The organism is Ensifer sp. 38_S197, from assembly GCF_056924495.1.
Genome location: NZ_JBXOVZ010000002.1, coordinates 3,362,033 through 3,387,868, shown reverse-complemented (window position 1 = coordinate 3,387,868; position 25,836 = coordinate 3,362,033). Strand labels below are relative to the sequence as shown.

Genomic DNA, 25,836 nt, shown 5'->3' with positions numbered 1-25,836 from the left:
GTCCTCAAATCGACCTCGGTTTAAGGACAGCGACCATTGCGCGTCTAATAAGACGCGCGGCGCTGTAGGCACCGCCAGGCGTGTAGACGTCGAGCGGTTCAAGCCCGGTCGGCGACGAAGCGGGCGAGCGCCGGGCCGATCATGGTGATGATCAGCAGGCGGGCGGTCTGCAGCGCCATGACGAAGGAGAGATCGACGTTGCTGGAGGCGGCGATGACCGCGATCGAGTCGAGCCCGCCGGGGCTGGTGGCGAGATAGGCGGTGAGGGGATCGATGCCGACGACCTTGATCAGGAGCACCGCGAGCAGACCCGAGAAGGAGATCAGAACGATGATCGAGAGGACGGTCGGCACCAGGGCGCGGCGCGCGTGAATGAGGATCTGGCGGGTGAAGCCAAGCCCGATATTCCAGCCGAGCAGGGCATAACAGAGCCCCAGCAGCCACTGCGGCAGCACGGTGGTCATGACGCCGGTGACGTTCAGCACGGCGCCGAGGAGGAAGGGCAGCAGGAAGGCGCCCGCCGGCACGCGCAGAAAGCGGCCGGCAAGGGCAGCACCGAGCCCGACGGCGATGGTCTCGAGGAAGGGGAGGCCTGCGACCGGTGCGAACCAATGGGTGGTCTGCTCGGCTTCCGTACCGGTGACCCACATATGCGCCACCACGGTCGCGGTGCTGGCGACGAAGATCACGCGCAGATATTGCATGAAGGCGACCAGGCGGGCGTCCGCGCCGTAGGCGTCGGCCATCAAAAGCATCGTCGAGGCGGCACCGGCGGAAGAGCCCCAGATCGCCGTCGTGCCCGGCAGGATGCGCATGCGGGTGATCACCCAGCCGCAGAGCGTGCTGACGGCGATGACCGAAAGGATGACGGCGAGGAACAGCGGCCAGTTGCCGGAGAAGGTTGCGAGCATGCCCGGCGTCATGGCGCCCGCGATCATCATGGCCAGGATGAACTGCACGCAGAAGAAGAGCTGTCGCGGCAGGCGGATCGTGCCGCCGTTCAGGCCGACGAGCACCGCCGCAAGCATCGGCCCCATCAGCAACCCGGCGGGAATGCCGACGAATTCGAAACAGGTGGCAAGCACGAGCGACAAGGCCGAAAGCAGGCACCATTGCAGCCACGGCGGCAGCCGTCCGATGCCGACCTTTTCCGGAGGGGACGCGGCTTTGGACTTGTCGGTCGTCACGGGCATTCTCCGGCATGGCCCGGAAAAGGCGGGAGCGGCCATTCGTGGCCGGCCTTAACGGGCTTCGAGCGATGGTCTTCACGCGCGTCTGCGGGACGCGCAAAGGTCGCCGCAGCGCTTCGAGTTGCTGCAGGTTTCCTTAGATCAGAGTGGATTTAAGGAAACATGCAGCGGCAGGATCGCGGCGCCATCCCGTCCCGCTCGTTAGCAACAATGCGGCGTTGCATTCAAGGGGCACGGCAAGAAAGTGCCACAGCCATCGGCAGCCGCAAATGAGCGGAGCGCCGCCGCGGCCGTGTGATCGACGGCCGGTTATGAGAAAAAAACGTGAACAAAACATCTCCGATCCGAACGGCCGGATGGCCGCGATCAGGCGAAAACACATTGATTTTGCGTGGTAATTTCCTCAGTTGTCGAGAAGCGCCTTCCAAACTGCCGTCCCGGCATCCGCGCAGCCCATAAATCCGGGCTTGCTTGTGCCGCCCGAATCCTGACACTCAACCTCATGCAGTTCGCACCGCAACAGGATGAGGCCCTCAAGGCCGTTTCGCAGTGGCTGAAAGAGGGCCGCTCGCCGCTCTTCCGGCTGTTCGGCTATGCCGGCACCGGCAAGACGACGCTTGCGCGCTATTTTGCCGAACATGTCGATGGCGAGGTGCTGTTTGCCGCCTTCACCGGCAAGGCCGCGCAGGTGCTGCGCTCCAAGGGCGCCAGCAACGCCAAGACGATCCACTCGCTGATCTATCGACCGCGCGGCGAGGAGGAGGTTTCCGACGAGGAAACCGGCAAGACCTCGATCGCGCCGATGTTTGCGATCAACCGCCAGAGCCCGGTCGCGAAAGCCGCGCTGATCATCGTCGACGAATGCTCGATGGTCGACGAGGCGCTCGGCAAGGACCTGATGAGCTTCGGCACGCCGATCCTGGTGCTCGGCGATCCCGGCCAATTGCCGCCGGTTTCGGGCGGCGGCTACTTCACCAACCAGGAGCCGGACTATCTGCTGACGGACATTCACCGCCAGGCGCGCGACAACCCGATCATCCAGCTTGCCATGCAGGTGCGCGAAGGCAACGAGATCATGCATGGCGACTACGGCACCACGCAGGTGATCGGCCGCGGGCAGGTGAACCAGGAACTGGTGCTGGAAGCGGACCAGGTGCTTGTCGGCACCAACAGGACCCGCCGGCGCTACAACCAGCGCCTGCGCGAGCTCAAGGGCTTCACCAGCGACTATCCGCAGTCCGGCGACAAGCTCGTCTGCCTCAGGAACGATCCGGCCAAGGGCCTGCTCAACGGCTCGCTGTGGCAGGTGATGAGTTCGTCGAAGGAAACGGTGAAGCCGGGCATCAACCTGATGATCCGGCCGGAAGACGACGACATGGATCGCGGTGCCGCCAAGATCAAGCTCTTGAAGGCCGCCTTCGAGGATGTCGAGGGGGAGATCCCCTGGCAAACGCGCAAGCGCTACGACGAGTTCGACTACGGCTATGCGCTGACGGTGCACAAGGCGCAGGGCTCGCAATGGAACAACGTCGTGCTGTTCGACGAGAGCTGGGCCTTCCGCGACACCCGCGAGCGCTGGCTCTACACTGCCATCACCCGCGCGGCGGAGCGACTGACCATCGTTCGCTGACCGATCTCGCTGATCGAGGTGGACACGACCGACGGGGAGGGGCGACGTTTCCGATCAGCAGGATCATTCTTTACGCGCACGACGTGGAAGTGACTGGAAGCTCCTATGAGAAGCACTTCGGTTTCAGATGTTGCGCGAGGTGGGCGACCGTGTCATCGAGCTGGTTCCGCAAGATGGTGGCGCCAATCTGCTGATCCATCCTGCGTCCAAAAGACCAGCGGCATTGCCAATCGCTGGTCAAGCTGGTGTTCGATGTGCGAGAGACCTTTTGTCAGCATGGCGGACGCGATTTCGACTGCAAATGCGCCGTCGCGCCGGCCGAAAAGGTGGGTGGGCTCACTTCCCAGGAGCAGGCGTTCCCACGAGGCGAGTTTCCCGACCCGCGCTACTCGCCTTTGCCGGAAAGCAATTCGTCGAGCTGCTCCAACTGTTCCGGCAATGCGGCCGCCGAGCCCTGGAGTGCTTCCTCAAGCGCCTCCTTGGACGGATAGACTTCGTGGAAAGTCAGCAGCGTCTTCCCGCCCTGGTCCTCGAAAGTCACGGTCGTGACTGCGCCCTCTTCGCCTTCGTCGTTGGTCCAGACGATGCGCTCGTTCGGCACCACATCGAGATACTTGCCGTAAAAGGCCATGGTGTCCGAACCGCCGGTGCCGAATTCCAGCCGATATTTGCCGCCGGTACGGACATCCATATCGCACGATACGAGCGAAACGCCGGGTACCGATTTGGGCACCCACCAGCGCTGGAACAGCTCGGGCTGGCTCCAAGCCCTGTAAACCGTGCTCGGCGGCGCATTGAATGTCCGCGTTACGACGAGTTCGCGATCGCCCTTGCGCTCGACTGCCGTGCGGTTCTGCGCGCCGCCTGCATTGTTAACTTGCTGATTCATCGCTTCCCTCCTTCTGCATTTCGCTGATGATTTCGTCCAATGCTTCGAAGCGGGCCTCGAAGAGCTTGCGATGCGCCTCGATCCACTCGGCCTCTGCCTTCAGGCCGCGTTTCCCAAGCTTGCAGGTTCTCACCCGCCCGACCTTCTGCGTGACGACGAGCCCCGCCCGCTCGAGAACCTGGACGTGTTTCTTCATGCCGGTCAGCGTCATCTGGAACGTATCCGCGAGACTGGTGATCGACGCGTCACCTCGCCCAAGCTGATCGATGATCCCGCGGCGCGTCGCATCGGACAGTGCCGCAAACGAGAGATCGAGGGGAGGACTGATATACTGAACCATGTAGTTCAGTATTAGCCTGCTCGCGCAGGAAGCGCAAGCATACATCAGCGGCTCGAAGGTCCGCTTGATCCGCAACCGACGATTTTTGCTGCCGCCGCCGCGTTTGATGAGCTCGAATGAACGGTCTCCGGCAGGGAAAGATCGGGAGCTCGTGCCGGCTTCACGAATGAAGGGCGGGCCGCGGGTGGGACCTACCTTTTGGTCGCCATCCACAACACATGGCGGGCACCGCCGCGCTTGCCATTGGCGCGCACATTCACCTCGTCAGTGGCAAACCCCACCTCGCGCAGGCGGCGGGTAAAGGCGCTGTCCGGCGCGGACGACCAGACGGAAAGCACGCCACCAGGCCGAAGCGCGGCCTGGGCGGCGCGAAGGCCGGCATGGCTGTAGAGGCTGTCGTTGGAGGGGCGCGTCAATCCGTCCGGGCCATTGTCGACATCGAGCAGGATGGCGTCGTAAGCGGCCGTCTTCGAGCGGATCAGGGCGCCGACATCGCCGATATGGATTGTAACGCGCGGATCGTCGAGCGTGCCCTTGTGAAGATCCGCCATGGGGCCACGCGCCCAGTCGACGACGGCCGGCACCAGTTCGGCGACGACGACGCTGGCATCGTCCGGCAGCACGCCGAGGGCGGCGCGCAAGGTAAACCCCATGCCGAGGCCGCCGATCAGCATGCTCACCTTCTTGCCGCCGGCGATCCGCTCGTAGGCGAGCGTTGCCAGTGCCTCTTCCGAACCGCTCAGCCGGCTGTTCATCAGCTCGGTCGAGCCGAGCATGATAGAAAACTCCTGGCCGCGCTGCTTCAGGCGCAACTCGTCACCGTCTCCGGGAATAGTTGCGCGGTCTAGCTGGATCCAGGGAAGCATCGGGGCATTTCACTTCAGTCGTTTCAGCGCCTCGTAACATGAGCGTGGCGTTGAAGACATCACATTATCGGTCAAGCGGAGAGAATTGCGCGCAAACGGGTGCTGCGACCGGCTGCCAGAAGGCTTGGGTCTTTCTTCATTTCCGGGGGCGGCGGCACTGCCTCATGCCAATGAGGCGCATCGCCGAAGGCGAAAGGCGCCGCTGGGGCTCGGCTCGGTCATTCCGCCGAGATCATGCCGGCGAGGACGGCCTTGGCAATTGCCTGGAAGCGGTTGCTGGCGCCGAATTTACGAATGATGCCGGCTTCGAGCGTGAGCGCCGCCGCGACATCCATCTCCATCAGGCCGGCGATGCGCGCGGCCGGATAGCCTTCGGCCATGAAGGTCAGGCATTCGCTTTCGATCGGCGAAAGATGGACGTGCTCCTCGTCATCGCGCGCGGTGCCGCTGCCATCGCTGGTTTCGAGCAACTCGGTGATGCGCTGCATCTGGCGGCGCAGGTTCGCCTGCTGGGCGGCAAGTTCCCGGCGCCGCGCCAAAAGCGCCTCGCGAAACAAGTGGTCGGCGTCGGTCTGTTCTTCGGTGCCGGCAAGGCTGGTCAGAAGCTCCAGGATGGTGGCGATCGGCATGTCGATCTCGCGACAGGCGTTGATGACGGCCATGCGGCGGATGTGTTCTTCGTTGTAAACCCGCATCGGTCCCATGCGGGCGGCGGTCAGGAGGCCCTTCTCCTCGTAAAAATGCAGGGTGCGATGGGTGACGCCGAAGGCATCGGCCATGTCGGCGATCGCCAGCGGGGCCGTCGGGTCGTGATGGGGAAGGGGAAGGATGGGCAGGAAACCGCCGCGCTCGGGCGCGGCGAGCATGCCTTCGTATTTCCAGTGGTCTCGCGGCATATCGATTGTCCCCGGTTTACAGGCCGCGCCTATCCGGCGCGTTGTCGCTGTAACGTTTGATTTTCCGCATAGGTGACCTGGATCGAGGCCGACCCAGGGTACACACAGTCCGCGTCCGGATGCGGCGGCGATCACCGGGTCTCTCAAATGTGCGGAGCACGTCCGCGTGCTGAGGCACTCGTTGACCGACAACGACAATGCCTGCTGCTCGGCTGGGGCATCCCCGCGTGGACGACGCGGTTTACTCAGGACTTCGATGCTTGCCTGACGAGCAACCAGGCATCCATTCCCAACGCATGCGTGCAACGTTATACGCGAATCGAATATATGACCAGTCTTTAATATTGTAGAGTGACGGCCGTTTCGCCAATTGGTAGTGCCGTCGCGACCGCATGGTTGCTCGCGTCGTCGCCGATCTACTGCATGTCTCCTTAAATCGACCTCGATTTAAGGACGAAGAAATGCAGCAAATCAAAGTGTTACAGTGATCTTGGCGCGCATCGGGAGGCGCGCTGGACTCCGGGTGCGGTCAGTGACCGATGACCTTGAGCGGGCTGTTGGCGCTGAGGATGAACAGCGGTTCGTCGCCGCGCAGCGGCGACAGCTTCTGCTGGCAGGACCAGGCTTCCTCGAAGGCGCCCCGGGTCAGGTGCTTGCGATAGCGCTGGGTGGCGGCCATGCAGCCCATGAGGGGGCTTTCGATCTGTTCCTGGCGGGCGTGCTCGTAGATCTCGCCGTCGAGCGAAAACAGTTCCGAGGCCAGCGACAGGCTCTCGTAAAGCAGGTCCGGCTCGGACTCGAGCCGCTTCCAGGTGATGAAGTCCTGGCGCAGGGGTATATTTTCTCCATCATGGGAGAGGGTGACGCGGATGCCCTGCGCCGGCGCATCATACCAGGCCACCTGCACGGTGAAGGACAGGGCGGAATTGCGCGAAACGGGGCGGCCGGTGTCGCCATCGGTGGCGCGGGCCAGCGTCTTGTGGCGCTGGGCCGCAAGGCGGAGCGCGGTGGCGAAGGCCTTGGCGTCCTCGTTGTCGGCGCCAGCTACCTTCACCTGCACGGAGGGCAGCACCCGCTCGGTCGCGTGGCGCGCGTTGAAGAGCTTGGCCTGCGCGTCGATGTCCAGCGTCATTTCCTGCGAGGGCATCGGCGCGAAGAGAAGCAGCGGCAGCACGGTCAGCACCGAGAGCGGCGACGAGAAGGGCGCCGGCGGCCAGGCGGGCCGATGCCCGGCAAAGCGCCGCTTCGTCAGCTTCGGCTGGCGGGGCGAAGCTTCTGCCTGATGCTCTTCTTCTTTGCGGACGCGCTGGTACTCCGGAACATAGGTTCCCTTGGGAATGGCGATCCGCCATTCGTCGTCGGCACCATCGCCCTCGTAGAAAGCCTTGAGCAGCTTGCGCAATTTTCCGGCGTGCACGCGCACCAGCGGGTCGCTGTCGGCGTTGAAAGCCTGGGGCCGGCCGAAGACGTCGATCGCGATCGAATAGCCCTTGAGCTGATGGCCTTCGCCGGCCATCTCCTTCTCGACCACATAGGCGAGGAAGGCCCTGAGGCGCTCTGAACGCGCGAAAGCCTTGCTTTCGAGGATACGACGGAGGGCCCGTCGAATCGTCTCGTCGCAGGGTCTTTCGACCGTCGTCATCCGTTCTTGCTCCAGTGTCATGTGAATAAGGATCTATGAAATGCGATCGAGGCGCGGGCGGGGCCATTCGATCTGATTCGGAAAGTTAAGCCCAAAAAAGGTGGTTGTCAGGGGCAGCAGGCCGCAGGTTTGAGTTTTTTCTTAAATAAACGCAATAATTGCGGCGGTTCTCCCTGTGGTCGATGGTAGCGGAAGCCCAGCCGGCCATTTTCGCCGTTCGTCATTGAGCCTTTTCGCATATTAGAGGCGTTGATTGTCAAGACTTGGTCAAGACAAGGCGGGCAAACGAACCGCGCGCAATCGTCGCACCGTTCCGCGCGCAACCTCCTTGGAATTGCTGCATAATCGGACCTCAAAGCGTTTCTGGTTTCGGCAATTATGCAGTAGAACATTGCAACTACATTGCCTGCGTCCGGGCCCGCCAGGGTCCGCTTTCTGGAAAGTTCAGACATGCCTGCAAAACTGTCCGTGAATCTGAATGCCGTCGCAATGCTTCGCAACCGGCGCGATCTGCCCTGGCCCTCCGTCACCGCGCTTGGCCGAATCGCGCTTGAAGCGGGGGCCGCCGGTCTCACCGTGCATCCGCGTCCCGATCAGCGCCACATCCGCTTCACCGATCTGCAGCCGATCCGCGACCTGATCGACGAGGCGTTTCCGGAGACGGAATTCAACATGGAAGGCTATCCGAACGAGGAGTTCCTGGGCCTCGTGGAGGCCCACCGGCCGGAGCAGGTGACGCTGGTGCCCGACGATCCGGCGCAGGCGACCTCCGACCACGGCTGGGATTTCCGCAAGAACCACAACCTGCTCGGCAATGTCGTCGGCCGGCTGAAGAAGAAGGGTTTTCGCGTTTCGCTGTTTGCCGACGGTGACGAAGATGCCGAGGCGCTGCGGATTGCCAAGGAGACCGGTGCCGACCGTATCGAGCTCTACACCGGCCCCTATGGCGGCTGCTATGACGATCCGGCCAAGGCCGAGAAGATTGCCGGTGAACTCGGCCGCACGGCTGCGATCGCTGCAAGCCTGGGGCTCGATGTCAATGCCGGGCACGACCTGACGGTCGCCAACCTGCCGCTGCTCGCCCGGCACATCCCCAATCTTGCCGAAGTCTCGATCGGCCACGGGCTGACGGCCGATGCGCTGGAATACGGCATGGCCGAAACGGTACGCCGCTTCCGCCGCGCCTGCGGGCAGGAGGTCTGAGGCGACGTCTGCGCCTCTGTTTGCGCGGCGTGCCTTGCGTCCCCGAGAGATGCCTCGAAGGATCTCTTCGTCGTCAACGTCGGTCGCAAATATCTTCTGCAAAAACCAGAGTTTTGCGGGCGGTCTTGCGACTGGCGCGTGCAGACTTGCGGCAAGACTGCTACAGGTAGGGCCAATCCTCTCTCTCTCTCCTATGCGGCCAATGACATTCCCCACCAGTTTCCGTGAGCGCATCGTTCTCTATGCGCTACTCACATCGCTGACCTCGATCAGCATCGATGCGCTCTTGCCGGGCTTGCGCCAGATCGGGGCCGATCTCGGCGTCCGGCCGCCACTTTCCACCCAGCACGTCATCTCCCTTTTCATTCTCGGCATGGCGTTTGGAGAGCTGTTGCTGGGGCCGCTTTCCGATGCAATGGGGCGGAAGAAGGCGCTGGTTCTGGGGCTTGGCGTCTATGCCGTCGGGACGGTCGTTGCCCTGGTGGCGGGCTCGCTCGAGATGGTGATCCTCGGCCGCTTCCTTCAGGGCGTCGGCGTCTCCGGGCCGAAGATCGCGACGCGGGCGATGATCCGCGACCAGTTCGAAGGCGATGCCATGGCGCGCGTCATGTCCTTCATGTTCACGCTCTTCATTCTCGTGCCGATGCTGGCCCCGACGCTTGCGCAAGGGATCATCGCCGTCGGTGGCTGGCGCAGCGTCTTTGCGGTCTACCTCGCGGCAGCGGGCTTTCTCGGACTGTGGCTGGTGATGCGGCAGCCGGAAACATTGGCGACAGACAAGCGCATCCCCTTTCGCCCGCGGCTTCTCGTATCGAACGGACGGCGTATCCTCTCGAACCGGCGCGTGACGCTTCTGATCCTGGCGACCGGGCTCGTCTTCGGCGCGCAGCTCCTTTATCTCAGCACGGCGGCCGACCTCTTCTTCGACGCCTACGGGATCGGGCAGACTTTCCCCCTCTATTTTGCGACGTTGGCCACAGGCATCGGGCTTGCCTCGTTCCTCAATGCGAAGCTGGTGCAACGCTTCGGTTCGGAGGCGATGGCGCGTTATGGCTTCCTGGGATTGGCGGCGGCAGGGTTTGCCATGCTGGCAGTATCGGCGTCCTGGGCCGGCCGGCCGCCGCTCACGGTGCTGATGGTGCTCGGCTTTGCGGCCTTCTTTGCGATCGGGGTGCTTTTCGGCAACCTGAACGCCATGGCCATGCGCTCGCTGGGTCAGGTTGCGGGCCTTGGTGCCTCGTTGATCGCCTCCGGATCGAGCCTGATCGCCACGCTGTTCGCGGTCGCTATGGGCGCCTTTTACGATGGGACGACGCTTAATCTGTCCGCCGGGTTCTTCATCGCCGGCATCAGCGCGCTTGTGCTGGCGGAGTTCGCGGTGCGGGCAGATGCCGCGCCGGTAGAGGCCAAACGCTAGATCGTCTCAAGCGATGCTGGAAATGGGGCGGGCCGAGAGCCGGCATGCCGCCGGCTCCCTTCGTTTCACGCGGTTTTCTCAGCCGGCAAGCCGCGCCTTGCTCGCTTCCAGGAAAGCGCCGAGCTTCACCGGCGTCGCACCCGTCAGCGACGTCACGTCGTTCGTGACCATGTTGATGTGGCCCTCACGGGTGTTGGCGTCAAAGGAAACGACGATCGGAATGAGGAAGTCCGGGAGGCCGGCGCCCTTCAGTCCGCCCGCCAGCGCTTCGTCCGAGATATGCACGACATCGAGCGGCTTGCCGGTCGCCTTGGCGACAAGGGCGGCGATCTCGTCGGTCGAGCGCTGCTCGCCGCCGGTCAGCGTATAGGTGCGGCTCTCGTTCGTGCTCGAGGCAAGTGCTGCGGCGGCGGCCTTGGCGGCATCGGCACGGGCGATGTGGGCGAGGCGACCTTCGCCGGACGAGGAATACCACTGGCCGGTTTCGAGCGCATGCGGCAGCGCCATGAACAGGTTTTCCATGTACCAGCCGTTGCGCAGGATGGTGTAGGGGATGCCGGTTGCCTTGATGGCTTTCTCGGTGCCGAGATGATCGGGCGCGAAGGGGATGACCGATGTCTCGGGGCTGGGCATCGAGGTGTAGAGGATGTGCTTGGCGCCGGCCTTCTTGGCGGCGGCGACGGCCGCGAGATGCTGCTTCAGGCGCTTGCCCGGCTGGTCAAGCGCGTCGGTCGAGATGATCAGGATCCGGTCGGCGCCGGCAAATGCGTTTTCGAGCGAGGTGGGATCGTCAAAGTCGGCGACGCGGGTCTTGACGCGCTTGGCGGCATAATCGCCAAGCTTCGCCGTGTCGCGGCTGGTGGCGATGATGCGGGCCGGCTCGACGCCGGAGCCGAGAAGCTGGTCGAGCACGAGCTTGCCGAGTTGGCCGGTTGCGCCGGTGACGAGCAATGTTTCGGACATGTCTTTTTCCTTTTCCTCTAAACCTGAGACGGGATGGGCGGGAGAGCACCCGCCTTTCCTCAGATGCCGGTCGCTTGGGAGGAAGCGCCGGCACATGGTCTCTTTTTGAGACTTGCTCTTATCCCGTAATCTCGGTAGAGCTGTAAAGGAGGCAGTTTTTTCTGCTGTGGTAACAGGAAGGGTACCGCCTATGAACAGGCTGACCGGCGAACTGAAGGGCAAGCGCGTGGCAATGGTCTGCGGCGTTCCGATGGACGTCGAGAACTGTCCGGTGCGCGATGTCATGGACAATATCGGCGGCAAGTGGAATTCGCTGATGATCCTGTCGCTGGCCGACGGTCCCTTGCGCTTCTCGCAGCTCCGCCGGCTGATCCCCGACATCTCCCAGCGCATGCTGACCCAGACGCTGCGCGACCTGCAGCGCGACGGCTATATCCACCGCACCGTCTACCCGACCCAGCCGCCGAGCGTGGAATATGCGCTGACCGACCTCGGCCGTTCGCTGCTCGGCCTGCTCAAGCATTTCGTCGACTGGTCGGTGGAGAACCACGGGGCCATTCGGGCGGCGCGCAAGGTTTACGACGCGGAGGCGTGAGGTGCGCTTGCTTGCGGTGGCGGAGTTCGCCCGGGCAATTTGCTTGCTCCTGTCGCGCGCCTTCATCTCTCGTTTCCGGCTATCGTTGGCGGGGTTTGCCCCTCTCCTCGGGTTTAACCCGAGGACTAACCCTCTCCCTGCTTGCGGGGAGAGGGGACGAGGACGAAGGCGGCGTTGCCGAACAGAGGCGCGGTCAGGGCAAACTCGCGGGTGCCTATTGCTGGGACAAGTGGCGCCACAGTTTGGGGGCGAGGGTGAAGCGAGCGGGTGCCGCGAATCTCCTTCGCCCCGCCTGCGGGGAGAAGGCGCCGGCAGGCGGATGAGGGGCGTGCCACACTATGCCGCGCGGGTACGGCTCGGCCACCGCTTGCCCTAGCGCCTTGATTTTCCCTATAGTTTCGCCAATCACCTGCGTCATCCCTGGGGAATCATGAAGACACTTGATATCGGCATTGCGGGCGCCGGCCCGGCGGGGCTTGCGGCGGCACTGATGCTGTCCCGGCGTGGCCATCGGGTGGAGCTTCTCGAGCGTTTCGAAGAGGCGTCGCCCGTCGGTTCCGGCCTGATGCTGCAACCGACGGGACTGACGGTGCTCGACGCGCTCGGCCTGTTGCAGCCGATACTTGCCCTCGGCAGCCGGATCGACCGGCTTTACGGCGCCGATGCGAAATCCGGACGGACCGTTCTCGACGTGCGCTATGACGCGCTGGCCGGGGGCCGCTTCGGGCTGGCGGTGCAGCGGGCGGCGCTCTTCAACACGCTGCACGACGCGGTGCGCGGCGCCGGCCTGACGGTCCGGACCGGCGTCACGCTGACGGGCGCGAGGGTGGAAGCAGACAAGGCCGTTCTCCTCGATGCCGAAGGGCGAGAAGCGGGCGCCTACGATCTGGTGATCGATGCGAGCGGCGCGCGCTCGACGCTTTCGGCCGGCTCATCCGTGGCGCCCAAGGTGCGCGAACTGACCTATGGCGCTTTCTGGGCGACACTCGACAGCGACGGGCTCGTCCATGACCGCCATGCGCTGGTGCAGCGCTACGATCAGGCGCGGGTGATGATCGGCCTATTGCCGGCGGGCAGGGCGCGGGTCGGCGAGAAGGAGCGCGTCGCCTTCTTCTGGAGCCTCAAGGTGGCAGATGCGGACCGGGTGCGGGAGGCCGGGCTCGGCCGCTGGAAGACGCACATCCTCGACTACTGGCCGGATTGTGCGCCCTTGCTCGATCAGATCGCCGATTGGGAACAATTGACGCTGGCGCGCTATGCCCATCGCACCATGCGCCCGCCCGTTTCCGGCCGCATCGCCTTCCTCGGCGACAGCGCCCATTCGACCAGCCCGCAGCTCGGGCAGGGGGCCAATATGGCGCTTCTCGACGTGGCGGCGCTGGCGCATGCGCTCGACCGCGCGCCGGACCTCGACGCCGCCCTTGCTGCCTATGCCGCCGCGCGCCGCAATCACGTCGCCCTGTTCCAGCTTCTCTCGCTGGCCTTCACGCCCTTCTACCAGTCGGACTCGACGCTTCTTGCCTGGCTGCGCGACCGGCTGGTCGCCACGATCGCCCGCACGCCGCCGATGCAGGCGCTGCTCGCCTCGATCGTCTCGGGCACGCTGATCGACCCCTTCGCGCCGGCCGGGCTTGGCGAATGCGATTGGTATCCGGTTCAGCGCCAGGCCTGGCCGGGCGCTGAGACGGAAGCGATTTCCTGTTGAATAGTCGGCTTTTTGCTGCTGGTTGCGGCGTTCTTAGGATTGCTGGGGGAGATTAGCGCCCGTTCTAATTTGCCTATATAGAAAAGTTAACCAAATCTGGCCCAAGTATGTAGAGATTCGCCGCCGTTGGCATCTGGGAGAGCAAAATGCAGAACACGTCGCATGCTGTTATGGCCCAGAGGCATGAGGCGGCAGATAGCCCGGACGATTTTCCTACTCCGCCATGGGCAACACGCGCGCTCATCGAGCACGTCCTAACGCCTACTGCTGTCAAGGGCCTATCTTGCCTCGAGCCGGCTGCGGGTCGGGGCTACATGTCTCGGCCGCTCTCCGAATACTTCGCTCGCGTTGATTCGGCGGACGCCTTTGCCTACGGCTTCGCGCCTGTTCGCGATTTCTTAACCTATCCATATGAGGCGCAGTCGCACGACTGGGTAATTACAAACCCGCCTTTCAGGCTTGCTGAGGAGTTCGTCGCAAGAGCACTGGTAGTAGCGCGCCGAGGAGTAGCAATTCTCGCTAGAACGGTTTTCTTAGAGAGTGTCGGTCGATATGAGAGCATCTTTCGCGGCGAGCCGCCGACCACATTTGCGCAGTTCTCAGAGCGCGTCCCTATGATCAAAGGGCGCGTAGACGCGAAAGCGTCGACGGCCACAGGTTATGCGTGGTTTGTGTGGGACAAGGCAGCAGTTGATCCGCACCCACGGCTGGCATGGGTACCGCCATGCCGTCGCCGCCTCGAGCGCTGCAACGACTATCTATGATTTGCGACGCGATTGCGCCCGGCATTTGTGATCCGAAGACCATTGGGCACCTCTTCGAGGTAGCCTTCTGCAATAAAGTTACCTTCGCTTTTTTTATGTGATTTGATGTTACGCACTCGTTGTTCCCAGACCTCCTCATTGGGGTGAGTGTCCGACCCCACACGATCCTCGGTCGTGAGTGACAGAACGTCCGGAATTTCGGCGATTAGCCTCGCGAAGCTGGCTTGGCCATTTGCTTGGTCAACAAGAATTTGCAGCACAGCTTCGGAAAACTCTGCCTCAGTCGTTCTGTTCTGGTCGTCCGGCATTCGTCTCTCCCTTTAAAGTTGAATTTTGGTCGACAATATTGGAATTCTGTCGAGAGTCCATATGCAAGGTTCAACCTAGGATCTTGCTGGTCGCTAGTGCGTCGAGCACTCATTGCGATCCACTTTTCGGTCGTCTTGGACTTAGTCAGGGATAAATCCTGCGCTAAAGCATGACGACACGGTCATTGATTCGGCCGGCGGATAGAGAAATTGCGATGACCGATAGCGTGGCGGCCATTCTGGTGCATGTTCCGGACACGGAAGCGGCCACGGCCTGGTATCAGCGTGCTTTCCCGCATGCCGAACGCGAATGGCTTCAGGCGTTCGACTTCGCCTATCTGCGGATCGGCACCATCGATCTCGAAATCGTCCAGGCGGATGAGAAGGTGGCGAACGGTGCCGCAGGCTCGGTCGTCTATTGGGCTGTCGATGATTTCGACCGGGCGCTCAAGCATTTCGAAACGGTCGGCGCCTCGCTCTATCGTGGACCGATGGCGATACAGGAGGGGCTCTGGATGTGCCAGGTGCGCGATCCGTGGGGCAATTGCATCGGCCTTCGCGGCCCGAAATCCGGATACAAGGGAGATGAAGACTGATGCCGGATGGTCCCGTCACCTGCGAAATCCGCTACCGGCTCGCGCAAGGCTGGATGGCGGAGTTCGAGGCCTATGCGCGAACCTGGACGACGCTCATCGAACGTCACGGCGGAACCCATCACGGCTATTTCATCCCGCGCGAAAAGCCCGAGGGCGTCGGCACGAGTTTTCCGGGTGTGGGCGAAGAGGGCGCGGGCGATATCGCCATCGCGCTGTTCACGTTTCCGGATGAGGCAGCTTACCACCGCTATCGCAGGGAGGTTGCCAAGGATCCGGATGGCATTGCGGCCAATGCGCGCTTCGCGGACGACCCGCCGTTCATCAGCTATGAGCGCATCTTCCTGCGGCCGCTTGTGAGCAACCCTTAAGTCATCCCCGGACGGAACATCAAGCCCGAGGATGACGGGGTTCAGGGGTGTTGCGGCTTCTACATTGGACCAGCATGCTCGGGCTCCTGGCGACGAAGGAAGACGCGCTAAAGCCGATCGGGTGGGCTTTGCAGTCCCCTCGTAGGTACCTCCGAGGCTCGAGCGCCGGCGCTCAAGCCGCCCGCGCCAGCGACGCGCGCTCAAGTGCGAACTCCACGGCCGCTTCGGCATGGATCGCGGTGGAATCGAAGCCTGGCAGCGGCAGGGCCCTGGGGTCGAGGGTCAGGCAGATCTCGGTGCAGCCGAGGATGACGGCGTCGGCGCCTTCCGCCTCCGCCTTGTCGATGAGGTCGATCAGCGCCCTGCGGGAAGAGCGCAGCACCTTGCCGGCGCACAGTTCGTCGAAGATGACATTGTGGGTCAGCGTGCGGCCGTCCGCATCCGGCACCATGATGTCGATGCCGTGGCTCTTCATGCGCTCGGCATAGAAGCCGTGCTCCATGGTGTAGCGGGTGGCGAGCAGCAACGGCCGGCGGCTGCCGGCGGCCTTGAGACGTGCGGCGGTCTCGTCGATGATGTTGATCAGCGGAATGTCGACGGCGGCCTGCACGGCGTCGGCGATCAGGTGCATGGTGTTGGTGCAGATCAGCACGCAGTCGGCGCCGGCCGCTTCCAGACCGCGGGCGACATCGGCAAGCCGCCTGGCGGCGTCCTCCCAGCGGCCGGCCTTCTGCAGGTCGACGATCGACTGGAAATCGACGGAGTGCAGCAGCACCTCGGCCGAATGCAGCCCGCCCAGACGCTCGCGGACGGCTTCGTTGACCATCCGATAGTAGACCGCCGAGCTTTCGAAGCTCATGCCGCCGATGAGACCGATCTTGCGCATAACCATTCCTCTCTGCCGCTGTTGCCGCGCTGAGCGCAGCCATTGTTCGATGGAGAAAACTATGCGGCAAATCACGGTGGAGCGGTTCGCTTTGTTGGAAGGGAAAATATGCCTTGACGCGAATTAATTGCGCGAGGGATCATAGATGTGCAAAGATATGGCGCAGTGATTGGCAATGGCTGGAGGGATCGGCGTGCTCGACGAGAGGGACAGGAAGCTGCTTGGGCTGCTGCAGCAGGATGCAAGCGTTGCCGTTGGCGAGTTGGCGGAGCGGGTGAACCTCTCGCTGTCTGCCTGTTCGCGCCGGATCCAGCGGCTGGAGGAGGCGGGCTATATCAGCAGGCGCATCGTCGTGCTCGACCGCGAACGCATGGGCGTGCCGACGACCGTCTTCGCGCTGATCAAGACGGCGCACCATTCGGACGAATGGATCGAGACCTTCCGCCGGGCGATCAGCGACATTCCGGAGATCGTCGAGGTGCATCGGCTGACGGGGAACTATGACTATATCGTCAAGGTCGTGCTGCCGCGCGTCGAGCACTACGACGTGGTCTACAAGCAGATCGTGCGCAAGGTGGAACTCTTCGACGTCTCCGCCTCGATCTCGATGGAAATCCTGAAGAGCGGCACGGCGGTGCCGGTCGACTATGCGGAGTGAGGCAGAATGGCGGGCGAGATGTCGATAGAGGCAGGCACAGCGGGCAAGGACGACGCTGCGGATGCGTTGCTGGTCGTCGATGTCCAGCGCGCCTTCATAGCCGGGCCCCATGCCGTGCCCGGCCATGTCGACCTCCAGCGCGCAGTCGGCCTTCTGCTGCGACAGGCGCGCGCGGCAGGCGTGCCGGTGATCTTCCTGCAGAATGACGGGCCGGAAGGCGCGCTCGATGAGCCGGACGCCGACGGCTGGCGGCTCTTCTTTCCGCCGGAGGCTGGCGAAGCCGTGGTTCGCAAGTTGAAAGACGACGGTTTCGACGGCACCGACCTCGAAGGCCTGCTCAGGGCGCGGGAGATCGAAACGATTGCGATCTGCGGCATGCTCTCGGAAATGTGCCTGGCGGCGACGGCGCGCACGGCGATGGCGAGGGGGTTCTCGGTGATCCTCGCCAACGATGCACACGCCACCTACGACGTGCCGCCGGGGCCCGGCCGTTCGCCGATGGTGCCTGCGCGCCTGGCCGCACGCGCGGCCGAGTGGTCGCTCGGCGACGAGATCGTGCTGGTGGATGCGGCGGAGGAGATCGCCTTCGCGAGAAGGCTCTGATCGCCGCCGTTCTTGACATTTTGCAAGGGTGACATGACGCGGTTGCGCTTGTCCTTGCCGCCTGCAACCCCAATGTTGTGGCATGTCCAAACGGAAGGCCAGTTGCGCAGCCGACTGGAAAGAAACATGCAGGACAGGCATCACGTGGTCGTCGTCGGCGGTGGGTTCGGCGGGGTGCAGCTCGTCAAAGGGCTCGCCGGCGCACCGGTTCGGATCACCCTCATCGACCGCCGCAATCATCATCTCTTCCAACCCTTGCTCTATCAGGTCGCGACGACGCTGATTGCGACCTCGGAAATCGCCTGGCCGCTCCGCACGCTCTGGCGCGACCGGCCGGAAGTGACGACGCTTCTCGGCGAGGTGACGGATGTGGACGCGGCCGGAAAGGCGGTCGTCCTCAGGGACGGCAAGCGGATCGGCTACGACACGCTGGTGCTGGCGACCGGGGCGACGCATGCCTATTTCGGCCATGACGAATGGGAGCCGTTCGCGCCAGGCCTGAAGACGCTCGAGGACGCCACCACGATCCGCCGCCGCGTGCTCACCGCCTTCGAGCGCGCCGAGCTGGAAGAAGACCCAGCCGTGCGCAATGCGCTGCTGACCTTCACCATTATCGGTGCCGGTCCCACGGGCGTCGAGCTTGCCGGGATCATCGCCGAGATGGCGCATCGCACGCTTCCGGACGAGTTTCGCCGCATCGATACGCGGCAAACCCGCGTGATCCTCGTCGAGGCAGGGCCGCGCATTCTCGCTGCCTTCAGCGAGGATCTCTCGGTTTACGCGGTCGAGGAGCTGGAACGTCTCGGCGTCGAGGTTCGCACCGGCACGCCGGTAACATCCTGCACCGAAAAGGGCGTGATGATCGGCGAGGAGTTCGTGGCCAGCCGCACGCTCGTCTGGGCCGCGGGCGTCCAGGCTTCACCCGCCGCCCGCTGGCTGGGCATCGCCTCGGACCGGGCCGGCCGGGCGATCGTTAGCGCCGATCTCACCGCCCCCGGGCACAGGGATGTTTTCGTCATCGGCGACACGGCCGCCGTCACCTATGATGGCGGCAAGCCGGTGCCGGGCATTGCGCCGGCCGCCAAGCAACAGGGCGCCTATGTCGCCGACGTCATCCGCGCGCGGCTTGCCGGCGACAAACCGCCGGGCGATTTCCGCTATCGCCACCAGGGCAGCCTCGCCACCATCGGCCGGCGCGCGGCGATTATCGATTTCGGCCGCTTCAAGCTGAAGGGCGCGCTTGCCTGGTGGATCTGGGGCATCGCCCACATCTACTTCCTGATCGGCACCCGCAGCCGCTTCGCCGTCGCCTGGAGCTGGTTCTGGACCTACTTGAGCGGCCAGCACAGCGCCCGGCTGATCACCCAGAAGGAGACGCTGAAGGAAAAGGGGTAGGCGGTGAACGGCGGCCGCTGCATAGGCCGCCGTCTTCGGTTACTTCTGTACCTTCACGATCAGGATCATCGGCCGGTCGACTTCTTCGGCGAGCGCCGGGATCTCGGCGATCTGCGCTTCCGTGGGGCGCCATTCCTGAACGTGGCGGATGGCAAAGCCCGCCGATATCAGCGTGTTGAGCGTCGTGCCGATGGTGCGGTGATGCTTGATCACGCCCTTCGCCAGCCAGTCGGTGGTGCGCGGTCCTTCCTCGGAATAGTGATCGACCGGCCAGGTGCGTTCACCGTTTTCGAGGCGCCAGCCGGGATTCGACGAGGCCATGTAGATCGGGTGCTCGATGGTGAAGACGAAATGCGCGCCGGGAACGAGCGCCCGGTGGATGGTGGCGACCAGCCGGGCGAAATCCTCGACATAGTGGAAGGCGAGCGAGCTATAGGCGAAGTCGAAGCCTTGCTCGGGGAGTTCGAGCTCATCGAGATCGGCGATCTTGTATTCGATCGCCGCATCGGACGTGTCGGCCCGGGCGCGGGCGATCATCTTCTCGGAAAGATCGAGGCCGAGCACGTGAGCGGCGCCGGCCTCGCGGGCAAAGCGGGAAAACCAGCCGAAGCCGCAGCCGAGATCCACGACGCGCTTGCCTGAGAGATCCGGCAGCAGGGCGCGGATCGCCGGCCACTCGGCGGCCCCGGCAAGCCCGTGCAGCGAGCGCCCGAGCTGGCTGTAGCCTTCGAAGAACTCCGGCTTGTCGTAAATGTTTTGAGCCATCGTGGTCTCCTTCAGGCAATGGACGGCGCGTGCGGCCGTCTGTGTCGCGCGATAGGGCGAGCGGGCATCGGCTGCGGTTACCGGGGGAACAGCATGCCGCCGAGGATCCTGCTCGAAACCTCCGGCATTTCAGCGTGCTACTGCATGTCCTTCAATCGTAGCCGGTTAAAGGAAACATGCAGCAATTCAAAGTGCTACAGTGCTTTGCGCATCTGATAAGACGCGCAGTACCGCAGCCCTGATTTGCTTAGACGCACGGTCCCGCAAGGTCAAGTTGCGGCTGACGTGCAATGTTTGTTTGCGTTTATTGGGGGTGTGCTAATGTGCGATTCTCCTGGTCCGATCCGATTTGTGGAGGCGTAATGTCTGAGGCCGTCCATCCTACTGCAATTCATCATTTGCCGGCGTTCATCACAGCGCCGGGACAGAGCGACGTGCTCTTCAACGTGGTCGTCATCTTCATGGTTCTGGCGATCTTCGCGCTTGGCACTTTCTATCTCCGGCTGCATTCGCTGCCGGAAACCATGGCGCACAAGAGCCACAAGGTTCAATACGAGCTGGTGGCGGTGCTGGGGCTGATCTCGCTGGTCACGCACAACAACATCTTCTGGATCGCGGCGCTGATTCTGGCGCTGATCGACCTGCCGGACTTTTCGTCGCCGCTGGCGTCGGTCGCCCGCTCGCTGGAGCGGATCGCCGGCAAGGTGGATGCAGCAACCGAACCGGCGCCGGCCGCGCCCGACCCGGCAGCGGGCCATCCGGCCGCGCCTGCAGATCAGCCGTCGATGGAAGGGAAGGCCTGAGCCATGTTCGAATTCATGCTTTGCTCGATGCTGACGATCCTTCCGGATTATCTCTTCCGCCGCTATGTCCAGGGCAAGAGGTTCGGCAAGGAGATCACGATCTATTCGGTGTGGTTCGAGCTGCGCTGGGGCATCACCGCCTGCATCATCCTGACGATCTCGCTGATCACGCTGATCTTCTACTTCCATCCGTCGACGAAGAACGTTACCGCGGCGTTCCGCACGGTCGCGGTCCTGCCGGAGACGGGTGGGCGCGTCTCGGAGATCTACGTGACCACCTTCGAGAAGGTGAAGGCCGGCCAGCCGCTGTTCAAGCTCGACAGCTCGGAGGAGGAAGCCGCCGCCGAGGTTGCGCGCCGGCAGATCGCCGAGGTCGAGGCCGAGATCACCGTCGCCCGCACCGAGCTCATCGCTGCGGATGGCGCGATCGTGCAGGCGCAGGCGGCCGTGCAGCAGGCCCAGGACGAGTACGACACCCAGGTCGAATTGAATCGGTTGAACCCCAATGTCGTGGCGCGGCGCGAGATCGAACGCCGGCAGGTCGCGCTCGAGGGCAGCAAGGGTGCGCTGACCGCCGCCCAGTCCAACAAGCAGACGCTGGAGACCAAGCTCGCTTCGCTCTTGCCGTCGCAGAAGGCGAGCGCCGAAGCGGCGCTGAAGGAGGCGGAGGTCGATATTGCCAAGGCCACGGTCAGGGCCGGCGTGTCCGGCACGCTGCAGCAGTTCACGCTCCGGGTCGGCGAAGTGGTCAATCCGCTGCTGCGGCCGGCGGGCGTTCTCGTGCCCGAGACTGCCGGCCGGGCGCGGCTCATTGCCGGCTTCGGCCAGATCGAGACGCAGGTGATGAAGGTCGGCATGATCGGCGAGGCGACCTGCGTCGGCAAGCCGTTCACCATCATCCCGCTGGTCGTCACCGAGGTGCAGGAGGTGATTGCCGCCGGCCAGGTGCGCGCCAGCGACCAGTTGATCGACATCACGCAGATCTCGCAGCCCGGCACGCTGACCGTCTTCATGGAGCCGCTCTATCCCGGCGTGCTCGACGACGTTCCGCCCGGCAGCAGCTGCATCGCCAATGCCTATACCAACAGCCACGACGAACTGGAGTCGCCCGATATCAGCACGCTTCGCTGGGCCTATCTGCACGTGGTCGACACCGTGGGCCTCGTCCATGCGATGATCCTGCGGATGCAGGCGCTGATGCTGCCGGTGCAGACGCTGGTGCTCGGCGGGCACTAAACCCGCAAAGACAAGCCGGCCGGGTTTCTGAACCCGGCCGGCGCCCACCCGAAAGCCGCTCATTGCCGGATTAGCGGTAAGAGCCGCGTCGCGCGGCGGTTGCCGTCGCGAAGGGACTTGCCCGCATCGAGGTCTGAAGCTGGCATCATCGGAATCCAGAACGCGCTTGCAAACGGTTACACTGGGTATAGCCTAGGTTTAACTTAATCCCACAGGTTACGACAGCATCTGCATGGCGCGTAAACGTTGACATTATCTGGGGCAGTTCGCGTCGTGGGATAGGGTGAATGAAATCGTCGACGGATATGGTCTCCCCATCGCGCCCTGCGTCTTTCGGGTTGGCTGCAAAGCTCTTCAGTGTTCTCGTTCTGCTTGGCGCGACCGCTCTCCTGGTCACAGCGGTGCTTGGCTATTTCCGCGCCCGTGATGCGATCGAAGCGGTGATTTTTGATCATCTCACGGCGGCCCGCCAGAACAAGGTTCGCCAGGTCGAAACCTACTTCCGAACAATCCAGAGCGAGTTGCGGCTGCTTGCCACCTCGAAGATGGTGGTCGACGCAACGCGAGAGTTTCGTGGCGCTGTGGACCGGCTCGATCAGCAAGATTTGCCGTCCGGTCTGCGGGAGAAGGTCAGCAACTGGTACGTTGACAGTTTCATCCCGCAGATGGCACGGGTTCTGGGCAGGGAGCCGGCGCTGGCCGACTATCTTCCGGTCGGAACCGCCGCATATTATCTGCAGTACCACTATGTCGTCACCAATCCGAACCCGCCGGAGAGGCGGAAGCTCGTCGACGATGCTGGCGACGGGAGCGACTACAGCCGACTGCACGCCATTTACCACCCGCTGTTGCGCGCAGCGGCCAACACGGTTGGTTTCTTCGATTTCATGTTGGCGGACCCGAAGACGGGACGGTTGATCTACACGGTGCAGAAGGAGGTGGACTTCACCGCGTCTCTTCAATTCGGCTCATACCGTCGCTCCAATGTCGCCACAGCCGTTGCCAGATGTGCGGAAAGTGCCGATCGATCCGCAATTTGCCTCGAAGATTTCGCTCCTTACGCGCCCTCTGGCGGTGCACCCATCGCCTTCATGACCGCGCCGGTGATCGACCGCGGCGAAGTCATCGGGGTGCTGGTTGCGCAATTGTCGAACGAGGAGATCGACAAGGTCGTCACCGGGAACCGCCGCTGGCGGCAGGAGGGGTTCGGTGAGAGCGGGGAAGCCTACCTCGTCGGGCCTGACTATCTGGTTCGCTCAGGCCCACGGGCATTCTATGAAGATCGTGAGGGCTACTTCGCCGAGCTCAAATCCGTTGGCACAACGGACGGGGAAATAGCGGAAATTCGGCGCTACGGGACGCCCGTGCTGCACCAGCGCATCGAGACCGCGGCCACCAGGGCCGCCCTCGCCGGTGTCGAGGGGACAGGTGAGATCGTCGGCTACCGCGGCGTTCCGACGCTCGCGTCATGGGGGCCGCTTGCGATCGCCGGCGTCAACTGGGGTGTTGTCGCCAAGATCGACAGCGCCGAAGCCTTTGCGCCGATCGACCAACTGCGCCGGGATCTGATGGTGGTTGGCGGGTTGGCATTGCTCGCCTTGACCGCCGCAGCCGCCTGGCTTGCGCGTGCGATGCTTGGGCCGCTTAGGGAGCTTACGGCCGGCGTGAAACGCTTCGCCGCGGGCGACTACGAGACCAGCGTGCCGGTTCGCACCGGTGACGAGATCGGGCAACTTTGTTCGGCTTTCAACGGCATGGTTGAGGACCTGCGCGAAAAGAACGTGGTGATCGAAAACAAGAACCGTGAGAACGAGGAGTTGTTGCTGAACGTGTTGCCCGCGCCGATCGCCAACCGGCTGCGCGGCGGCGAGGAACGGATCGCCGATGGGTTCGCGGAAGTCACGGTCGCCTTTGCCGATCTGGTGGGCTTTACCGAGCTTTCGTCCAACATGCCGCCGCATGATGTCGTGACGTTGCTCAACGGGCTGTTCACCCGTTTCGACGCGGCGGCGCAGGATCTCGGCATTGAGAAGATCAAGACGGTCGGCGATGCCTACATGGCGGTTTGCGGCCTACCCGAGCCTGTATCCGATCACGCCGAGCGCATGGTGCGCATGGCCATTCGCATGATCCATATCAGCCGCGAGCACGCGCTGGAACACAACACGTCCTTGAAGCTGAGAGTGGGCATCAACAGCGGCCCGGTGGTGGCCGGCGTCATCGGCAAGAGCAAGTACATTTACGATTTGTGGGGCGACACGGTGAATCTCGCGAGCCGAATGGAGGCTGCGGGCGTTCCGGATTCTGTTCAGGTGACGCGCACCGTTTACGAGCAGCTCCAAGGCCAGTTTGTTTTCGAGGCGCGTGGCGCGATCGAAGTTAAAGGTAAAGGGAAGGTGGAGACCTGGCTCCTCAGGCTGTAGCGATCTTCGACATCACCAGCAGAAGGTCAAGTCACCCGACATCAGCACTGGCCGCTGGGTCTATCTGCACGTGGTCGACACCGTGGGTCTCGTCCATGCGATGATCCTGCGCATGCAGGCGCTGATGCTGCCGGTGCAGACGCTGGTGCTCGGCGGCCATTGAGGGGCGGTGTAGCCTCTGAAGTGCCGCTGCGGCAGTCAATAGAAAAGGCCCCGACTGGAAACGGTCGGGGCCTTTTGCCTTTGCCTATTCTTCAAAATGATTGAGCCTCCGCGGGGAACGGAGGCTCAAGCGCGCAATAAAAACAAATAAAGCAATTGCACGGCAATAAAAACGCAACCACACTACTCTTCCGGAGATTGCATGTATGCGGTGTGCAATTACAGGTACAGTGTGACAAAAGCGGTGCCTGAAATCAATAAAATTTAAGAGGCATTTGAGTAGTCAATTAGGGCTAGGCAAGCCCGCAAGATGCCTGCCCAAGCGGGTTATGGAGGCTTCGATGGGGGTTAGGCGCCGTTCCGGGCCGCATAGCCGGGTGGCTCCTCAGCTTTCGCAGCCGCCCGGAACGGCCTCGACCGGCATCGTCCAGGGCTCCCAGATCGTATCTTGGCTGCCGCCTTCGCGCCGGTAGAAACGCTTGGCGGCGTCGTTGCTCGCCAGCACCGTCCAGTTGATGCGCGGCGCGCCGATCATGGCCGCGTGACGCTTCAGAGCCGCGATCAATGCGGCGCCTGCGCCTGAGGAACGTGCTGTTTCCTCGACGAAAAGTTCCTTCAGCACCAGTGCAGGCTTCAGGTCGTAGGTCCAGGGGATGACGTAGTGGACGGCGATGCCGACCGTGCGGCCGCAAAGCTCCGCGAGCAGCACGCCGAAGCGCGGGTTGTCGCCAAGCCCGTGTTCGACCAGATCCGCTTCGGTCACGCGGAATTTGTCGATGTAGCCCTCGAAGATTGCAAGGCCGCGCATCAGCCGCAACACGTCGGGCACGTCGTGGCGTTGGAAAGGGCGGACGGCGAGGGGTGATGCGTGCATCTCGACATCTCGTGCAAAGGGGTGATCCGTCAGGCGCGGGTTACTGAATGCCGGCGGGGGCAAGCTCAGCGGTGCTGCAAAGTGCTGCGGCGGGCTTCGCGCGTCTGGCGACGCGCGAAGCAATCGTGTGGTCTGACCGCCGGCTCAGGCGGCGAGCAAGGCCTGCGCTTCACCGGGCGCGGAGCCGGTGGCGAAGGCCAGGCCCTCATCCTCCCAGCCGGTGATGCCGCCGATCATGATCTTCACGGGGCGGCCGAGCCGGGCGAGCTTGAGGGCCGCCTGGTCGGCGCCGTTGCAGTGCGGGCCGGCGCAGTAGGCGACGAAGAGCGTATCTTCGGGCCACTCGGCCATGCGTTCGGCGCTGATCTGGCGATGGGGCAGGTGGATGGCGCCCGGCACGTGGCGGCGGGCATAGGCGGCTTCGGAACCCACCACATGCAGCAGCACGAAATCCTGTTCGCCGCTCTTCAGCGCATGGGCGACGTCCGAGCAATCGGTCTCGACGCTGAGGCGCTTGGCGAAATGGGCAATGGCGATCTCGGGGGAAGCGGCGGGGGTTTCGGTGACGATGCTCATCGGGCTCTCCTCAGGGGTTCATGCGGGTTGACGAGGAGACGTGTAGCAGCGCTTGGCGGGGACTGGCAGTTGGCAACATTGCC

25 protein-coding genes and 1 pseudogene are annotated in these 25,836 nt (G+C 63.4%); 14 read left to right on the top strand and 12 right to left on the bottom strand.

Going from position 1 to position 25,836, the window contains the following annotated elements; translation table 11 throughout:
* Positions 1-98: 98 nt before the first annotated feature.
* A complete protein-coding gene (locus tag AC1Z3V_RS29540) occupies positions 99-1,187 on the bottom strand; it encodes an AbrB family transcriptional regulator (protein WP_483503412.1) in 1,089 nt (362 codons plus the stop codon).
* 505 nt (positions 1,188-1,692) lie between these two features.
* Between AC1Z3V_RS29540 and AC1Z3V_RS29535 the strand changes: the two genes are divergently transcribed.
* The gene (locus AC1Z3V_RS29535) at positions 1,693-2,820 is read left to right on the top strand and encodes an ATP-dependent DNA helicase (RefSeq protein ID WP_173517113.1); all 1,128 of its coding nucleotides are present in this window, start codon (positions 1,693-1,695) and stop codon (positions 2,818-2,820) included.
* A gap of 385 nt (positions 2,821-3,205) precedes the next feature.
* On the opposite strand, the gene AC1Z3V_RS29530 is transcribed toward AC1Z3V_RS29535, so the two are convergent.
* The 5 genes from AC1Z3V_RS29530 to AC1Z3V_RS29510 all read right to left on the bottom strand — a co-directional run bounded on the left by AC1Z3V_RS29530 (position 3,206) and on the right by AC1Z3V_RS29510 (position 7,453).
* Positions 3,206-3,709: an SRPBCC family protein gene (locus tag AC1Z3V_RS29530; RefSeq protein WP_483503410.1), complete on the bottom strand. Its 504-nt coding sequence runs from the start codon at positions 3,707-3,709 to the stop codon at positions 3,206-3,208.
* Positions 3,693-4,049: an ArsR/SmtB family transcription factor gene (locus AC1Z3V_RS29525; protein ID WP_483504177.1), complete on the bottom strand. Its 357-nt coding sequence runs from the start codon at positions 4,047-4,049 to the stop codon at positions 3,693-3,695. The genes AC1Z3V_RS29530 and AC1Z3V_RS29525 overlap by 17 nt, the downstream gene beginning before the upstream one ends.
* A gap of 191 nt (positions 4,050-4,240) precedes the next feature.
* Complete coding sequence (locus tag AC1Z3V_RS29520) at positions 4,241-4,915, bottom strand: spermine/spermidine synthase domain-containing protein (protein ID WP_483503408.1); 675 nt, start codon at positions 4,913-4,915, stop codon at positions 4,241-4,243.
* Positions 4,916-5,133: 218 nt separating this feature from the next.
* A complete protein-coding gene (locus AC1Z3V_RS29515) occupies positions 5,134-5,811 on the bottom strand; it encodes a MerR family transcriptional regulator (RefSeq protein ID WP_483503406.1) in 678 nt (225 codons plus the stop codon).
* A gap of 529 nt (positions 5,812-6,340) precedes the next feature.
* A complete protein-coding gene (locus tag AC1Z3V_RS29510; RefSeq protein WP_483503404.1) occupies positions 6,341-7,453 on the bottom strand; it encodes a hypothetical protein in 1,113 nt (370 codons plus the stop codon).
* A 450-nt stretch (positions 7,454-7,903) separates the two neighbouring features.
* Between AC1Z3V_RS29510 and AC1Z3V_RS29505 the strand changes: the two genes are divergently transcribed.
* Both AC1Z3V_RS29505 and AC1Z3V_RS29500 read left to right on the top strand, forming a co-directional pair.
* Positions 7,904-8,656, top strand: coding sequence for a pyridoxine 5'-phosphate synthase (locus AC1Z3V_RS29505; RefSeq protein WP_483503402.1), 753 nt, complete (start codon positions 7,904-7,906; stop codon positions 8,654-8,656).
* Between the two features lie 202 nt (positions 8,657-8,858).
* Positions 8,859-10,073, top strand: coding sequence for a multidrug effflux MFS transporter (locus AC1Z3V_RS29500; protein ID WP_483503400.1), 1,215 nt, complete (start codon positions 8,859-8,861; stop codon positions 10,071-10,073).
* A 78-nt stretch (positions 10,074-10,151) separates the two neighbouring features.
* Here the strand turns inward: AC1Z3V_RS29500 and AC1Z3V_RS29495 are convergent, their stop codons facing one another.
* Positions 10,152-11,036, bottom strand: coding sequence for an NmrA family NAD(P)-binding protein (locus tag AC1Z3V_RS29495; RefSeq protein WP_483503398.1), 885 nt, complete (start codon positions 11,034-11,036; stop codon positions 10,152-10,154).
* A 190-nt stretch (positions 11,037-11,226) separates the two neighbouring features.
* Here AC1Z3V_RS29495 and AC1Z3V_RS29490 point away from each other — a divergent pair, with 190 nt between their 5' ends.
* Positions 11,227-11,631, top strand: coding sequence for a winged helix-turn-helix transcriptional regulator (locus AC1Z3V_RS29490; protein WP_429806750.1), 405 nt, complete (start codon positions 11,227-11,229; stop codon positions 11,629-11,631).
* A gap of 430 nt (positions 11,632-12,061) precedes the next feature.
* Positions 12,062-13,336 carry an FAD-dependent oxidoreductase gene (locus AC1Z3V_RS29485; RefSeq protein WP_483503396.1) on the top strand — a complete coding sequence of 425 codons (1,275 nt, stop codon included), beginning with the start codon at positions 12,062-12,064 and terminating at the stop codon, positions 13,334-13,336.
* 754 nt (positions 13,337-14,090) lie between these two features.
* Here the strand turns inward: AC1Z3V_RS29485 and AC1Z3V_RS29480 are convergent.
* Positions 14,091-14,408, bottom strand: coding sequence for a hypothetical protein (locus AC1Z3V_RS29480; protein WP_483503394.1), 318 nt, complete (start codon positions 14,406-14,408; stop codon positions 14,091-14,093).
* A gap of 215 nt (positions 14,409-14,623) precedes the next feature.
* Between AC1Z3V_RS29480 and AC1Z3V_RS29475 the strand changes: the two genes are divergently transcribed.
* Together AC1Z3V_RS29475 and AC1Z3V_RS29470 are read left to right on the top strand one after the other, a co-directional pair.
* Positions 14,624-15,004, top strand: coding sequence for a VOC family protein (locus AC1Z3V_RS29475; protein ID WP_483503392.1), 381 nt, complete (start codon positions 14,624-14,626; stop codon positions 15,002-15,004).
* On the top strand, positions 15,004-15,372 hold the full coding sequence (locus tag AC1Z3V_RS29470) for an NIPSNAP family protein (RefSeq protein WP_483503390.1): 369 nt from the start codon (positions 15,004-15,006) through the stop codon (positions 15,370-15,372). Before AC1Z3V_RS29475 ends, AC1Z3V_RS29470 begins: the two co-directional genes overlap by 1 nt.
* A 172-nt stretch (positions 15,373-15,544) precedes the next feature.
* On the opposite strand, the gene AC1Z3V_RS29465 is transcribed toward AC1Z3V_RS29470, so the two are convergent.
* A complete protein-coding gene (locus tag AC1Z3V_RS29465) occupies positions 15,545-16,264 on the bottom strand; it encodes an aspartate/glutamate racemase family protein (protein WP_483503388.1) in 720 nt (239 codons plus the stop codon).
* Between the two features lie 187 nt (positions 16,265-16,451).
* Between AC1Z3V_RS29465 and AC1Z3V_RS29460 the strand changes: the two genes are divergently transcribed.
* The 3 genes from AC1Z3V_RS29460 to AC1Z3V_RS29450 all read left to right on the top strand — a co-directional run bounded on the left by AC1Z3V_RS29460 (position 16,452) and on the right by AC1Z3V_RS29450 (position 18,914).
* Positions 16,452-16,916, top strand: coding sequence for an Lrp/AsnC family transcriptional regulator (locus AC1Z3V_RS29460; protein ID WP_483504176.1), 465 nt, complete (start codon positions 16,452-16,454; stop codon positions 16,914-16,916).
* Positions 16,917-16,922: 6 nt separating this feature from the next.
* Positions 16,923-17,519, top strand: coding sequence for an isochorismatase family protein (locus AC1Z3V_RS29455; protein ID WP_483503386.1), 597 nt, complete (start codon positions 16,923-16,925; stop codon positions 17,517-17,519).
* 126 nt (positions 17,520-17,645) lie between these two features.
* The gene (locus tag AC1Z3V_RS29450) at positions 17,646-18,914 is read left to right on the top strand and encodes an NAD(P)/FAD-dependent oxidoreductase (protein WP_483503384.1); all 1,269 of its coding nucleotides are present in this window, start codon (positions 17,646-17,648) and stop codon (positions 18,912-18,914) included.
* A gap of 39 nt (positions 18,915-18,953) precedes the next feature.
* Here AC1Z3V_RS29450 and AC1Z3V_RS29445 read toward each other — a convergent pair whose 3' ends face one another.
* The gene (locus AC1Z3V_RS29445; protein WP_483503382.1) at positions 18,954-19,679 is read right to left on the bottom strand and encodes a class I SAM-dependent methyltransferase; all 726 of its coding nucleotides are present in this window, start codon (positions 19,677-19,679) and stop codon (positions 18,954-18,956) included.
* A 362-nt stretch (positions 19,680-20,041) separates the two neighbouring features.
* Between AC1Z3V_RS29445 and AC1Z3V_RS29440 the strand changes: the two genes are divergently transcribed.
* The 4 genes and pseudogenes from AC1Z3V_RS29440 to AC1Z3V_RS29425 all read left to right on the top strand — a co-directional run.
* A complete protein-coding gene (locus tag AC1Z3V_RS29440; RefSeq protein ID WP_429806764.1) occupies positions 20,042-20,482 on the top strand; it encodes a hypothetical protein in 441 nt (146 codons plus the stop codon).
* A gap of 3 nt (positions 20,483-20,485) precedes the next feature.
* On the top strand, positions 20,486-21,718 hold the full coding sequence (locus AC1Z3V_RS29435; RefSeq protein ID WP_483503380.1) for an HlyD family secretion protein: 1,233 nt from the start codon (positions 20,486-20,488) through the stop codon (positions 21,716-21,718).
* A gap of 287 nt (positions 21,719-22,005) precedes the next feature.
* Positions 22,006-24,141, top strand: a complete 2,136-nt coding sequence (locus tag AC1Z3V_RS29430) for an adenylate/guanylate cyclase domain-containing protein (RefSeq protein WP_483503378.1) — start codon at positions 22,006-22,008, stop codon at positions 24,139-24,141.
* A gap of 28 nt (positions 24,142-24,169) precedes the next feature.
* Positions 24,170-24,304 (top strand): annotated as a pseudogene (locus AC1Z3V_RS29425) (HlyD family secretion protein); the annotation flags it as partial.
* Positions 24,305-24,688: 384 nt separating this feature from the next.
* On the opposite strand, the gene AC1Z3V_RS29420 reads toward AC1Z3V_RS29425, so the two are convergent.
* The gene (locus tag AC1Z3V_RS29420) at positions 24,689-25,177 is read right to left on the bottom strand and encodes an N-acetyltransferase family protein (protein WP_483503376.1); all 489 of its coding nucleotides are present in this window, start codon (positions 25,175-25,177) and stop codon (positions 24,689-24,691) included.
* 144 nt (positions 25,178-25,321) lie between these two features.
* Positions 25,322-25,753: a rhodanese-like domain-containing protein gene (locus AC1Z3V_RS29415; RefSeq protein WP_429806772.1), complete on the bottom strand. Its 432-nt coding sequence runs from the start codon at positions 25,751-25,753 to the stop codon at positions 25,322-25,324.
* Positions 25,754-25,836 lie beyond the last annotated feature (83 nt).